The sequence below is a fragment of the Salirhabdus euzebyi genome (assembly GCF_014207435.1).
In the GTDB taxonomy this organism is placed as follows: domain Bacteria; phylum Bacillota; class Bacilli; order Bacillales; family Alkalibacillaceae; genus Salirhabdus; species Salirhabdus euzebyi.
Genome location: NZ_JACHGH010000002.1, coordinates 246,173 through 258,784 on the forward strand (window position 1 = coordinate 246,173; position 12,612 = coordinate 258,784).

13 protein-coding genes are annotated in these 12,612 nt (G+C 39.7%); all 13 read left to right on the forward strand.

Annotation, left to right across the window (positions count from 1 at the left end; translation table 11 throughout):
- The 13 genes from HNQ94_RS04335 to HNQ94_RS04395 all read left to right on the forward strand — a co-directional run bounded on the left by HNQ94_RS04335 (position 1) and on the right by HNQ94_RS04395 (position 12,574).
- Positions 1 to 465: a flavodoxin domain-containing protein gene (locus tag HNQ94_RS04335; RefSeq protein WP_174494905.1), complete on the forward strand. Its 465-nt coding sequence runs from the start codon at positions 1 to 3 to the stop codon at positions 463 to 465.
- A 333-nt stretch (positions 466 to 798) separates the two neighbouring features.
- On the forward strand, positions 799 to 1,947 hold the full coding sequence (locus HNQ94_RS04340; RefSeq protein ID WP_174494904.1) for an acyl-CoA dehydrogenase family protein: 1,149 nt from the start codon (positions 799 to 801) through the stop codon (positions 1,945 to 1,947).
- Positions 1,948 to 1,969: 22 nt separating this feature from the next.
- Positions 1,970 to 3,154, forward strand: coding sequence for a thiolase family protein (locus tag HNQ94_RS04345; RefSeq protein ID WP_174494903.1), 1,185 nt, complete (start codon positions 1,970 to 1,972; stop codon positions 3,152 to 3,154).
- Between the two features lie 153 nt (positions 3,155 to 3,307).
- Complete coding sequence (locus HNQ94_RS04350; RefSeq protein ID WP_174494902.1) at positions 3,308 to 4,891, forward strand: long-chain-fatty-acid--CoA ligase; 1,584 nt, start codon at positions 3,308 to 3,310, stop codon at positions 4,889 to 4,891.
- A 541-nt stretch (positions 4,892 to 5,432) separates the two neighbouring features.
- Positions 5,433 to 6,608: an acyl-CoA dehydrogenase family protein gene (locus HNQ94_RS04355; RefSeq protein WP_174494901.1), complete on the forward strand. Its 1,176-nt coding sequence runs from the start codon at positions 5,433 to 5,435 to the stop codon at positions 6,606 to 6,608.
- Positions 6,609 to 6,645: 37 nt separating this feature from the next.
- A complete protein-coding gene (fabG, locus tag HNQ94_RS04360) occupies positions 6,646 to 7,410 on the forward strand; it encodes a 3-oxoacyl-ACP reductase FabG (protein ID WP_174494900.1) in 765 nt (254 codons plus the stop codon).
- 21 nt (positions 7,411 to 7,431) lie between these two features.
- Positions 7,432 to 7,881, forward strand: coding sequence for a MaoC family dehydratase N-terminal domain-containing protein (locus HNQ94_RS04365; protein ID WP_174494899.1), 450 nt, complete (start codon positions 7,432 to 7,434; stop codon positions 7,879 to 7,881).
- On the forward strand, positions 7,878 to 8,291 hold the full coding sequence (locus HNQ94_RS04370) for a MaoC/PaaZ C-terminal domain-containing protein (RefSeq protein ID WP_174494898.1): 414 nt from the start codon (positions 7,878 to 7,880) through the stop codon (positions 8,289 to 8,291). Before HNQ94_RS04365 ends, HNQ94_RS04370 begins: the two co-directional genes overlap by 4 nt.
- A gap of 14 nt (positions 8,292 to 8,305) precedes the next feature.
- Entirely contained in the window at positions 8,306 to 9,511 is a 1,206-nt protein-coding gene (locus HNQ94_RS04375; protein ID WP_174494897.1) for an acyl-CoA dehydrogenase, read from the forward strand.
- A gap of 13 nt (positions 9,512 to 9,524) precedes the next feature.
- Entirely contained in the window at positions 9,525 to 10,298 is a 774-nt protein-coding gene (locus HNQ94_RS04380; protein WP_174494896.1) for an SDR family oxidoreductase, read from the forward strand.
- A 21-nt stretch (positions 10,299 to 10,319) separates the two neighbouring features.
- Positions 10,320 to 11,492: a thiolase family protein gene (locus tag HNQ94_RS04385; protein WP_174494895.1), complete on the forward strand. Its 1,173-nt coding sequence runs from the start codon at positions 10,320 to 10,322 to the stop codon at positions 11,490 to 11,492.
- 72 nt (positions 11,493 to 11,564) lie between these two features.
- Positions 11,565 to 12,125, forward strand: a complete 561-nt coding sequence (locus tag HNQ94_RS04390; protein ID WP_311771616.1) for a TetR/AcrR family transcriptional regulator — start codon at positions 11,565 to 11,567, stop codon at positions 12,123 to 12,125.
- Positions 12,126 to 12,166: 41 nt separating this feature from the next.
- Positions 12,167 to 12,574, forward strand: coding sequence for an acyl-CoA thioesterase (locus tag HNQ94_RS04395; RefSeq protein WP_174494894.1), 408 nt, complete (start codon positions 12,167 to 12,169; stop codon positions 12,572 to 12,574).
- Positions 12,575 to 12,612 lie beyond the last annotated feature (38 nt).

Genomic DNA, 12,612 nt, shown 5'->3' on the forward strand with positions numbered 1-12,612 from the left:
ATGAGAGTAGCCATCATTTATTCCTCCGTGACTGGAAATACGGAAGAAGTTAAGCATTTAATAGAAAAGGGTTTTTCAAGAGAAGGAATTACTTTAGATACTTTTCATATGAAGAAAGACTGGGTACCTACACTTAGCATGTATGATGCAATTATCATCGGCACTTATACATGGGGTAACGGAAATATCCCAAAAGAGATGGAGCTGCTTTATGAGGCATTTGAACAACAAAGTGTCCATCGCGTTGTGACAGGTGTTTTCGGAACAGGTGATAGTTTTTATCCTAATTTTTGTGGAGCAGTTGATCGGTTCCGGGACATGCTATTTGTTCATACGAAATTGGCTGTAACGTTAAAGGTTGAATTGTTTCCACAGTCAAAAGATAATCTTCGTGTGGATGCATTTGTAAAAAGGGTATTAGCTGCACTACGATTACCTGTTGTAAGTGAATTGCAATATAGATAAGAGAAGAAGACACTAGGTTTCATCGCCAAGTGTCTCTTTTTTGTAGATTCGGCTTATTTTTAAGCTGCCCTTACGACCAAACTTGTATAGACTACATCTTAAAAACAAATCAAAATGAAAAATAATTAAAGGATTTTATCATTTCATTACGAACTTTAAAGATAATTGTTTTATGTAAGTTTGTTTATTTCCGTCAACAGCAAGAATCGACAAAAGTTTAGATTGCCCCCGACAAAGAGGCTGTCTAAACTTTTCTTTTTCCTAATGGAATGTCGTTCCGTTTTCTGCATATGAAAAAATAAACAACTTTTTAAAATGGTAAGGAGGGAAAATATGAATTTTTCATTTAATGAGGATATTTTATTTTTAAAACGAAATGTTAAAGATTTCATACAAACAGAAGTGGAAGCTGTTGCGATGGATATTGAGAAAGAAGACAAAATTCCGGACAGAATTATAACTATGTCTAAGGAATTGGGCTTATTCGGTTTAAGTATTCCTGAAATATATGGTGGATTAGGGATTGGCATGGTTGGAAAATGTGCTTTGTATGAGGAAATAGGTGCTACTCATAATGGCTACACGACACTAATAGGTGCTCATACTGGTATAGGAACTGTTGGAATTGTAGAACTCGGGAACAAAAAACAAAAAGAAAAATACTTACCTCCTATGGCAAGGGGAGAAAGGATAGGTGCATTTGCCCTAACGGAGCCAAGTGCTGGATCCAATGCGAGTAATATAAAAACAACAGCAGTTAAAAAAGGCGACAAATACATTTTAAACGGAACTAAGCACTATATTACAAATGCAACAATTGCGGATGTTTTTACGGTAATGGCTGTAACTGATTCGAGTAAAGGAGCAAAAGGAATTACCTCTTTCATTGTTGAAAAAGATTTTCCTGGATTTAAAGTTGGTGCCGTAGAATCAAAAATGGGTTTGAAAGGATCGCAATCCGCAGAAATAATTTTAGAAGATTGTGAAGTACCGGAAGAAAATGTTTTAGGAGAAGTTGGAAAAGGTTATGTAAACGCTTTAAAAATTTTAACAAATGGTAGAGCGGGACTAGCTGCTAGAAATTTAGGCTCCTGTCAAAAACTATTAGATTTATCCATTACATATACCGAGGAACGTGAACAGTTTGGTGTACCTATTATAGAACATCAAGCTGTCGCCCATATGATTGCAGAAATGGCAGTTGAGATAGAAGCATTACGTTCCTTTACGTATCGCGTTGCTTGGATGGTAGATGAAGGGGAAAAAGTAATTAAAGAAGCTGCCATGCTTAAACTTTATGGTTCAGAAGTTTATAACCGAGTAGCAGATAAAGCAGTCCAAGTACATGGTGGTATTGGATACATATCGGATTATCCGATAGAACGATTTTTCCGAGATGCTAGAATTACGAGAATATATGAAGGAACATCAGAAATACAAAAAAATATTATTGCAGGTCAATTGAGAAAGGAATATGAATAATTATTTAAAGGGAGGGTTTTCCATGCATGAGGAAATTGTAATTGTGAGTGCGGTAAGAACACCAATTGGCGCTTATGGTGGTTCACTAAAGGATGTTAGTTCTGGTCATTTAGCTTCTATCGCGATAAAGGCAGCCATTAATAGGGCGAATATTTCGGCTAGCTTAGTAGATGAAGTCATTATGGGTGAAGTTAGACAGACAACAGAATCATCAAATGTAGCTAGGGTTGGAGCATTACGGGCGGGAGTTTCAGAGTCATCTACAGCCCAAACAGTTAACAGGTTATGTGCTTCTGGCATGCAGGCTGTTGTATCAGGTATGCAGCAAATAGTTTTTGGTCAAGCGAATGTTGTAGTGGCAGGTGGAACAGAAAGTATGAGTCGCTCTCCTCTCTATTTACGAAATAGTAGATTCGGGGGAGATCGAACGATATTAGTAGATTCAAACACCGAAGCAGGACAGCAACCGACGGAACTATACGGGAAGAATTTAGGAATGGGAATAACAGCAGAAAACGTTGCCGAAAAATTTGGCATTTCTCGTGAAGATCAAGATGAATTTGCAATCGAAAGTCAAAGAAGAGCAAGCAAGGCGATGAAGGATGGCAAATTTCAGGATGAAATTGTACCGGTAGAAATAAAAGACCGTAAAATGACATTCTTATTCGAGATTGATGAACATCCACGTCCACAAACGACGTTACAAAAACTCGCTTCTCTAAGACCAGTATTTAAGGAAAATGGGACTGTTACAGCTGGTAACGCATGTGGAAGAAATGATGGAGCGACTGCCATGATCATGATGAAGCGTACGAAGGCAAATCAGCTAGGTTTACAACCATTAGCTCGTATTGTCGATTGGGCAACAGCAGGGGTTTCACCTGAATTAATGGGAATTGGACCAGTTCCAGCTGTCAAAAAGCTATTAAATCGCACAAATAAAACAATAGCTGACATTGATCTCATAGAATTAAACGAAGCATTTGCAGCCCAAGCTTTAGCGGTAATCCGTCAGCTCAAGTTACCAATAGAAAAAGTTAATGTAAACGGAGGAGCTATCGCGTTAGGACATCCAGTCGGGGCAAGTGGGGCACGAATAATGACGACTTTATTACATGAAATGATTAAAAGAAATCAACAATTTGGTCTAGCCACATTATGTGCTGGTGGTGGGCAAGGAATGGCTGTTTTAGTGGAACAGCTTTAACAAGTTAGAAAAAGTTGGTAAAAAAATGTATTGAATTTTATGTGATGTTTGTTATAATAGTTTTAAAATTCTGAACATACCATATGGTCAGTATGTGATGTGTTTATACTTCTTTAGGATCAGACATGATGTGAAAATAAAGGAGGAATAAAAATGGAAAGACCTTGGATAAAGCACGTAGTTAAAGGTAATCCAGCAGAAGTGAACATTCCAGACATTTCACTACCAGCATTATTTCATGAATCTGTCCAAAAATACCAGAATCATACGGCTATGACGTTTTATACGAAAAGCTTTACGTACCAACAGTTAGATACCCTAATAAAAAACTTGGCTGCCTCCTTACATAATATGGGCGTTAGTAAAGGTGACCGTGTAGCGTTAATGCTACCCAATTGTCCTCAGTATCCAATCAGTTATTTTGCTTCCCTTATGTGTGGAGCAACCATCGTACAAATAAATCCAATGTATCAACCAACAGAATTACTCCACGTGCTCAATGATACAGAAACAGAAGTCATCATTGTCCTCGACCAACTCGTCCCGTTAATTGAAAAGGTGAAACCGAAAACTTCTTTACAAGCTATCATTCCTGTTTCTTTTGAAAACGCTTCCAAATTTAATGAACTTCTACAAGACAAGGGTCTACCATTGCCCGATGTTACGATAAATCCTAAGGAGGATGTTGCCGTCCTTCAATATACAGGAGGAACTACCGGCCGTTCAAAAGGTGCCATGTTAACACATTACAACATTGTTGCGAATACACTGCAAAGCCATGCCACCTCTGTTGTAAAAACAGAATTAGGGAAAGAACGAGTGCTTACGATTGCTCCGCTTTTTCATGTATACGGAATGACAAGCTGTATGAATCTTACTTTCCACATCGGCGGAAATTTAATATTGGTTCCACGATTTGAAGTAGATGAAGTTGTGAAAGTAATAGAAGCAACGAAGCCAACTGTTTTTCCGGGAGTTCCAACAATGTTCATTACCTTACTTAATCATTACAAAGAAAATCATTTTGATTTAAGCTTCTTAAAAACATGCATTAGTGGTTCAGCTCCGTTACCTGTAGAAGCGATTAAGCAATTTAACGCTTTAAGTGGAACTAGTGTAGCGGAAGGTTATGGATTATCAGAAGCGTCTCCTGTTACCCATCGGAATCCAATAGAAGGGGTACAAAAACCAGGTAGTATAGGTATTCCGTTACCGAATACAGATGCGAGAATAGTAGATTTTGCCACTGGTGAACAAACATTACCAGTAGGAGAGGTTGGGGAGCTCCTCATCAAGGGGCCACAGGTAATGAAAGGGTATTGGCGTATGCCTGATGAAACAGCCCAAGTCATACGGGATGGTTGGTTACACACCGGTGATTTAGCAAAAATGGACGAAGATGGCTTTTTCTATATCGTCGGTCGGAAAAAAGAAATGATTATTACGAATGGATATAACGTGTACCCAATAGAAGTGGAGGACATCATTTATACCCATCCGAAAGTAATGGAAGCTGCAGTAATTGGAGTACCTGATAAAGTTCGGGGAGAAGCAGTAAAAGCCTTTGTTGTTCCAAAAGAAGGGCAACAGTTAAAAGATGAAGAAATCACTGAACTGTGTCGGTCACATTTGGCAGCATATAAAGTACCACGCTCAGTGGAGTTTTTACAAGAGTTACCAAAGACAGCTGTTGGAAAAATTCTAAAAAGAGTATTAAAAGATCAAATTAAAACCTAAGGCTGTTTTAAAAATATTGATGTTTTTAACACAAAATGCTTAAACACGTTTTACGAATTATAGCGGCTACGGAAATACACTACGCGCACCTTAGGGTTCGCGCTGAGCCTCCTCGCTTGCAAAAAACGCTCGCTGCAGGGTCTCAACGTCTTCGCTGTCCCGCAGGTGTCTGCTTGTATTTCCTTCGCTAAAAATGTACTTTGGATTTGCTACTTATTTTAATTCAAGTACTAATTGATTGGGGCGGAAGATATCACTAGTTTTGAATCAGCGAGACTCTATCGGCGTAGGTAGAATACATAGACTCCTGCGGGACAGCACGTGTCTGAAAACCCCGTAGCAGCGGAATTCAGTGAGGAGGCTGAGGTAGTTCCCTAAGGTGTAGAAGCATTCTGCCGGACTTATAGCACCCATCCCTTCAAAGAGCAAGTCCACCATAAGTACGTCGCATTTTCTATCAAATGCGCTTAAGTTAAAGATTAAAATCAATAAACTAACTAGTTAGTATGTAGTGAAAATAAAAGGTAAAGGTGTGGGAGATATGTATTTACGATTAACTGATGAACAAAAAATGGTCCAGGAAACCATCCGGAAATTTGTAGAAAAAGAATTAATACCTTTAGAAAACGAAGTCCTCCGCAATGAAATCGAAGGAAAGCCTAGTATATCTGCTGAAAAACAGAAAGAGCTTCAATTAAAAGCAAAAAAAGCTGGTTTCTGGGGCATCAATACACCCGAGGAATATGGTGGGGCAGATCTTGGACAATTAATGCAGGCAATTGTCGCAATGGAGGTTTCGAAAACATTCGTTCCATTCCGCTTTGGTGGATCGGCCGATAATATTTTGTACTATGGGAATGACAAACAAAAAGAAAAATATTTAATTCCTACGATTAATGGAGATAAAATATCGTGTTTTGCGATGACAGAGCCTGGTGCTGGTTCTGATACACGAAATATTAAAATGACAGCGGTAAAAGACGGGGACGAATGGGTGCTTAATGGAGAAAAAACCTTTATTACAGGAGGTAACGAAGCAGACTTCGTTATGGTCATTGCCATAACCGATAAAGAAGCCCACGAACGGACAGGAAGAGACGGGGTTACGTGTTTTATTGTTGACCGAGACATGGGTTGGAAGTCAGAGTATATTCACACGATGGGAGAATGGGGTCCTGCGGCATTAGTATTCGATGATGTAAGGGTACCAGAAGAAAATATTTTAGGTGAACTACATGGCGGTTACAATCTTGGTCTAGAGTGGATTGGCTTTGCTAGATGGATTGTGGGAGCAAGAGCTGTCGGTATGGCAGAAAGACTTTTACAAATGGCCATAGATTATGCAAAGGAAAGAAAAACTTTCGGTAAACCGATTGCGGATAGACAGGCAATCCAGTGGCAAATTGCTGATTCTGCTGTTGAGATTGAAGCCGCACGCTGGCTAGTTTTAAATGCAGCGTTCACCTTAGATCAAGGGGAGGATAACCGACATCTAGCTTCCATTGCCAAATTGTATGGTGCAAATATGGGTAACAATGTGGTGGATCGAGTGCTCCAAATACACGGAGGCATGGGATATACGAGAGAATTGCCAATAGAACGTTGGTACCGAGAAGCGCGACTGTGGAGAATATACGATGGTACCGACGAAATTCAACGTCTAATCATTTCTCGTAATCTAATAAAAGGTCATGTTAAAATCGGTCAATTCGTGTAAGAAATCAAAAATCATAGTTAAGTAGGGGGAAATCATAATGACAGGAAGATTTGATGGAAGAGTAGCTTTTGTAACGGGTGGGAGTCGTGGAATTGGAAAAGGAATCGCACATAAATTTGTTGAAGAAGGGGCAAAAGTTGCGATAGTTGATATAAATGAAGAGGCATTAGCCGAAACAGCACAGGAATTTAAGGAAAAAGGTTATGACGTCCTGACGAAAACAGCAAATGTTGTTAACCGAGAAGAAATCGAAGAGGCGATGGAAGAAGTTTTTAAAGTATTCGGTTCAGTCGATATAGTTGTCAACAATGCAGGTATTATACGTGACAATCTATTATTTAAAATGAGCGATAGCGACTGGGATCAAGTGATGGATGTTCATTTAAAAGGTTCCTTTAACACAGCTCGTGCTGCGCAAAAGTATATGGTTGATCAAAAATACGGACGAATTATCAACATCTCCTCTACTTCGGCACTAGGGAATAGAGGGCAAGCGAACTATGCTACAGCTAAAGCGGGTTTGCAAGGATTCACGAAAACATTGGCAATTGAACTTGGTAAATTTGGTATAACAGCGAATGCTGTAGCACCAGGTTTTATTGAGACGGAGATGACGAAAGAAACAGCAAGAAGAGTAGGAGTACCCTTTGATGATTTTGTGAAATACAATGTCCAAACAATTCCAGTAGCAAGAAGCGGAAAGCCTGCTGATATTGCGAACGCAGTTGCCTTTTTTGCAGATGAGGCTTCTTCATTTGTAAGTGGTCAGGTCATTTATGTTGCTGGAGGACCAAGAGATTAATAGAAAGGAGAGAAAAAATTTATGTATAAAGCATTTATTGGTAAACAGTCTACTAAAGTAAAAAACACGGTAGAACGGTTAATGGTAAAACGTTTTGCAGAATCGATTGGTGATCCTCATCCTATTTTTGTCGATGAAGCATATGGAAAAAAATCTAGGTACGGAAACAACATCGCTCCACCTACCTTTCCCCGAGTGTTCGAATTTGGGGATATAGAAGGGTTACAGCTACCCTCGAAAGGTTTAATTCATGGGGAAGAAACGTACCATTATGAACGGCCATTACTAGTCGGTGAAACGTTGACCTGTTACTCAGAAATAACCGACTACTACGAGAAAGAAGGAAAAAACGGTTTAATGGGATTCTTCATTTTAAAAAGGTTCGGTGATGACGACAACGGTAATACCATTTTTACGGAAGAACAGGTTGTCATTATTACGGAAGCGGTAAGAAAGGCGATGAGTGTATGAGTACATTAGTAGCGTTTCAAAAGGGTGAGTCATTACAGTCTATTACGTTAGATCCCGTATCCAGATTAGATTTAATTAAATATGCAGGTGCATCTGGCGATTTCAATCCGATTCACACGATCGATGAGGAGGCAACTAAAGCAGGGTTACCAGGAATTATTGCTCACGGGATGTGGACGATGGGGAATCTAGCAAAATTGTTTACTCCTTATTATGAAGAAGGATTTATACAAGATTATAAGATTCGTTTTTCTGGAATGGTTTTTCTAGGAGACATATTAACGTTACAGGCTACTGTTGACGAAGTAACAGATACGTACACCGTTTTTCATGTAAAGACAGTTAACCAACACGGAAAAGAAGTGATTAAAGGAAACGTCCATTTCGCGAAACATCAAAAAAGTACTTAATGGGAGTGTAGCCAGTGGATTTTCAATACTCGGACAAAGTAAAGGCGTACGAAAAACGATTACATGCTTTTATGGAAGAATTCATTTATCCAAATGAGCAGACTTATTATGATCAGCTTGACAAATCAGACCCCTTTTCTTCCGTTCCACCAATTATGGAGGAGTTAAAGGATAAGGCAAAGGAAAAAGGACTTTGGAATTTATTTTTACCAGAAAGCGAATATGGTGCTGGGCTTACGAATGTTGAGTATGCACCTTTGTGTGAAATCATGGGCCGTTCGAGCATTGCTCCAGAAGTATTTAATTGTGCTGCACCTGATACGGGCAACATGGAAGTACTCGTTCGTTACGGAACGAAGGATCAAAAGGAGGAATGGCTACAACCGCTATTAGATGGAAATATTCGCTCATGCTTTTCAATGACAGAACCTGATGTAGCTTCTTCGGACGCAACTAACATACAGGCAAGTATTGTCCGGGACGGTGATGAGTACGTCATAAACGGCACGAAATGGTGGTCGTCAGGTGCAGGTGATCCACGTTGTAAAATAGCTATCGTGATGGGGAAGAACGATCCAGAAGCTCCAAAGTATAAGCAACAATCGATGATTCTAGTGCCGCTAGATACATCTGGAGTTACGATAAAACGGATGCTCCCGGTTTTTGGATATGACCATGCACCACATGGGCACGGAGAAATTGAATACAACAACGTTCGAGTCCCTGCTTCGAACATGCTGTTAGGAGAAGGAAGGGGCTTTGAAATTGCCCAAGGTCGACTTGGACCAGGGCGAATACATCACTGTATGCGAACTATTGGTGCAGCAGAAAGAGCGTTAGAACTTTTATGTAAACGAGTTCAAGAACGGGAAGCTTTTGGGAAAAAGCTTGCCCAACAGGGAGTCATTCAAGAATGGATTGCCGACTCAAGAATCGAAATAGAGCAGGCGAGGCTCCTTACATTAAAAGCGGCATATATGATGGATACCGTTGGAAACAAAGAAGCAAAAGCAGAAATAGCAATGATCAAAGTTGTTGCGCCAAATATGGCTTTGAAGGTAATTGACCGGGCTATTCAAGCCTTTGGTGCAGCTGGGGTAAGTGAAGATGTCCCATTAGCTTCAAGTTGGGCAAACATTCGCACATTACGTTTAGCTGACGGACCAGATGAGGTTCATCGTAGATCAGTTGCTAGGGAAGAACTGAAAAAACATATGTAAAGGAGGAATTGGCATGCATGTAAAGGCGTTATTTGATCTTGAAGGGAAGACAGCCATTGTTACGGGTGGCGGTAGAGGTCTTGGACAACAAATTGCAGAAGGCTTTGCGGAAGCGGGAGCAAATGTGGTTGTCTGTTCAAGAAAGGAAGAAAACTGCCAAGAGGTGAGTGAGCAGTTAAGCAAGCTTGGGATAAAAACACTAGCACTAAAATGTGACGTAACGAAGCCCGATGATGTACAAGAAGTCGTAGATAAAACATTGGAAGCTTTTGGTAGAATTGACATTCTTGTCAACAATAGTGGTGCATCCTGGGGAGCACCAGTGGAGGAAATGCCACTAGAGGCATTTCAAAAAGTACTTAACGTAAATGTTGTGGGGACATTTTTAATGTCTCAAGCAGTTGGAAAAGTGATGCTTAAGCAGCAGTATGGGAAAATCATTAATATATCATCGGTTGCTGGTCTAAGGGGTTCGAATCCAGAATATATGGATGCAATAGGCTATAACTCTAGTAAAGGTGCTGTTATTACATTTACGAAAGATTTGGCAGTTAAATGGGGACCACGAGGTATTTATGTGAACTCTATTGCACCAGGCTTTTTCCCTACGAAAATGTCTAAAATACTGTTAGAACGCGGCGGGGATGAAATGAGAAAGCGTGCACCATTACAAAAGTTTGGTTCGGATACAGATCTAAAAGGTGTGGCATTATTTTTAGCATCAGCCGCCTCTGACTTTGTGACCGGCGAAACAATAGTTGTAGATGGTGGGTCATCTGCTATGTAAAGCAAAGAAAGGAGTGTTGAGATGTCCAAAAGAGACGCTGTTATTGTGTCGGCTGTACGAACTGCAATTGGAAGACAAGGAGGTGCGTTAGCTTCTGTCCCGGGTCATATTTTTGGAGCTGAAACGATAAAAGAAGCTGTGAGAAGAATCGATATTAGTCCCGAAGCCATTGATGACGTGATTTTTGGAAATGTACTAAGTGGGGGAGGAAACATTGCTAGATTAACCGCTTTACAATCTGGTTTATCGTTAAATATACCTGGATTAACCATTGACCGCCAATGTGGATCTGGCATTAATGCCGTCAATTTGGCTGCCCAGGCAATTCAAGCGGGAGAAGGAGATATTTACATTGCGGGTGGAGTAGAAAGTATGAGTAGAGCACCATACTTAATGGAACGTCCTGAAAAAGCGTATAGTGCAATGCCTCCACATTTTAGAAAATCACAGCTGTCACCTAGCGAAATAGGGGATCCACCGATGGGGATTACTGCGGAAAATTTAGTGGAGAAATACGAGATTAGTAGAGAAGAACAAGATGAATATGCTTTGCGAAGTCAGCAAAGAATGGCTAAAGCATTGGAAGAAGGACGTTTTGATGAACAGATTGTCCCAATTGAAGTTCCGGTTCGAAAAGGAGAACCTTTTGTTTTTAACACGGATGAACATCCACGTCCTCAAACAACCCTTGAAGCACTAGAAAAATTACCCCCGGCCTTTAAAAAGGGCGGTACAGTAACGGCTGGAAGTAGCTCAGGGTTAAATGACGCTGCATCTGCTCTTGTAATTATGTCAAGGGAGAAGGCAGTACAACTAGGTTTAAAGCCATTGGTGACCATTCGTGCGGCTGCTGTTGCGGGAGTTGATCCTAATATTATGGGGATAGGACCAGTCCCTGCCACGAAAAAAGTGATGGAAAAATCAGGGTTACAGTTAAGTGATATGGACCTAATTGAACTCAACGAAGCCTTTGCTGCTCAGGTTATTGCGGTTGATCGGGAACTCCAATTTGATCACAAAAAGTTAAATGTAAACGGAGGAGCGATTGCCCATGGGCACCCACTAGGTGCAACAGGTGCGATCCTCATGACAAAAGCCGTTTATGAGCTAGAACGTATGAATGGTAAATACGCACTGATAACTGCGTGTATTGGTGGTGGTCAAGGAATTGCAACGATTATCGAAAGGGATTAAATTATAGCGAATAATCAGTAGATTGTGAGAATTATGCTATAATACTCATTAAAAACGAGAGGACCATAGCATATGATGAAGGAAAAAATGAGAGCGGCTAGTATATATTTATTTGATGAAAAAGGATATAGCGAAACATCTATACAGGAAATTGTCGATGAAATTGGCGTGACAAAAGGTACGTTCTATTATTATTTTAATAGTAAGCAAGAATTACTAAAGGATATTAATTTGACGTATATTCAATTCTTGCTTGGAAAACAGGAAGAAATTTTAAAAGAAAACATAAATTACACGGAAAAACTATACCGACTAATCTACATGGTTATTAGCACGATTAAGACGCAACGTCAAAGCGCACGAGTCTTTTTCAGAGAAATGCGTCATTTAAGCGATGAACATTTAAACATTATTAAACGTAAGCGTAACGAGTTCCGGTCCCATTTTCAGAAAATGTTAGAAGAAGGCATTGAAGCGGGAGAATTTAACAGTAATCTTCGACCAGACATTTTAACCTTTGGTATTTTAGGAATGACGAATTGGAGCTATTACTGGTTTAATCATGAAGGTGAAATTTCTGAAGAAGAGCTAGCGAAATTTTACACGGATATGCTAGTGAATGGGATTAAATAGTGCTTGTAAATACTAACTAGTTAGTTGGGAGGAGGTCAAACATGACTACTACCCATGAAATTGAGGTTTACGTTAGATTTTGTGAAACAGATGCAGTGGGGCATGTGAACAATACGAGTCACTTTCTATACTTAGAAGAGGCGAGAACAAAGTTATTTAAAATTCTCTATCCAAACAGATCGTCCTCATTGAGTTTTCTAATCGTTTCGATTCAATGTGATTACGTCGCGCAAGCATATGCCGACGAAACGTTAAAAGTGGCTTCACATGTTTCAAAAATAGGAACAAAAAGCTTTACGATAAGTCAAATCCTATCCAATGCAAATACTGGGAAAATTATTGCAACTGCTTCTGCTGTAATGGTTTGTTATAGCCATGTAGAAGAAAAAACAGTCATCATTCCACCAGACTTACGAATGAATTTAGAGGAACATCTTTTTGCAAAATAAAAAGTCTGAATATTCACAACTGTTAGAAATCAAAATGA

Bases quoted from the DNA above. Each gene is read 5' to 3' on its own strand.
- HNQ94_RS04340 (WP_174494904.1), top strand. From the start codon at position 799: ATGAATTTTTCATTTAATGAGGATATTTTATTTTTAAAACGAAATGTT.
- HNQ94_RS04380 (WP_174494896.1), top strand. From the start codon at position 9,525: ATGCATGTAAAGGCGTTATTTGATCTTGAAGGGAAGACAGCCATTGTT.
- HNQ94_RS04335 (WP_174494905.1), top strand. From the start codon at position 1: ATGAGAGTAGCCATCATTTATTCCTCCGTGACTGGAAATACGGAAGAA.
- HNQ94_RS04370 (WP_174494898.1), top strand. From the start codon at position 7,878: ATGAGTACATTAGTAGCGTTTCAAAAGGGTGAGTCATTACAGTCTATT.
- HNQ94_RS04390 (WP_311771616.1), top strand. From the start codon at position 11,565: ATGATGAAGGAAAAAATGAGAGCGGCTAGTATATATTTATTTGATGAA.
- HNQ94_RS04365 (WP_174494899.1), top strand. From the start codon at position 7,432: ATGTATAAAGCATTTATTGGTAAACAGTCTACTAAAGTAAAAAACACG.
- HNQ94_RS04355 (WP_174494901.1), top strand. From the start codon at position 5,433: ATGTATTTACGATTAACTGATGAACAAAAAATGGTCCAGGAAACCATC.
- HNQ94_RS04345 (WP_174494903.1), top strand. From the start codon at position 1,970: ATGCATGAGGAAATTGTAATTGTGAGTGCGGTAAGAACACCAATTGGC.
- HNQ94_RS04385 (WP_174494895.1), top strand. From the start codon at position 10,320: ATGTCCAAAAGAGACGCTGTTATTGTGTCGGCTGTACGAACTGCAATT.
- fabG (WP_174494900.1), top strand. From the start codon at position 6,646: ATGACAGGAAGATTTGATGGAAGAGTAGCTTTTGTAACGGGTGGGAGT.
- HNQ94_RS04395 (WP_174494894.1), top strand. From the start codon at position 12,167: ATGACTACTACCCATGAAATTGAGGTTTACGTTAGATTTTGTGAAACA.
- HNQ94_RS04350 (WP_174494902.1), top strand. From the start codon at position 3,308: ATGGAAAGACCTTGGATAAAGCACGTAGTTAAAGGTAATCCAGCAGAA.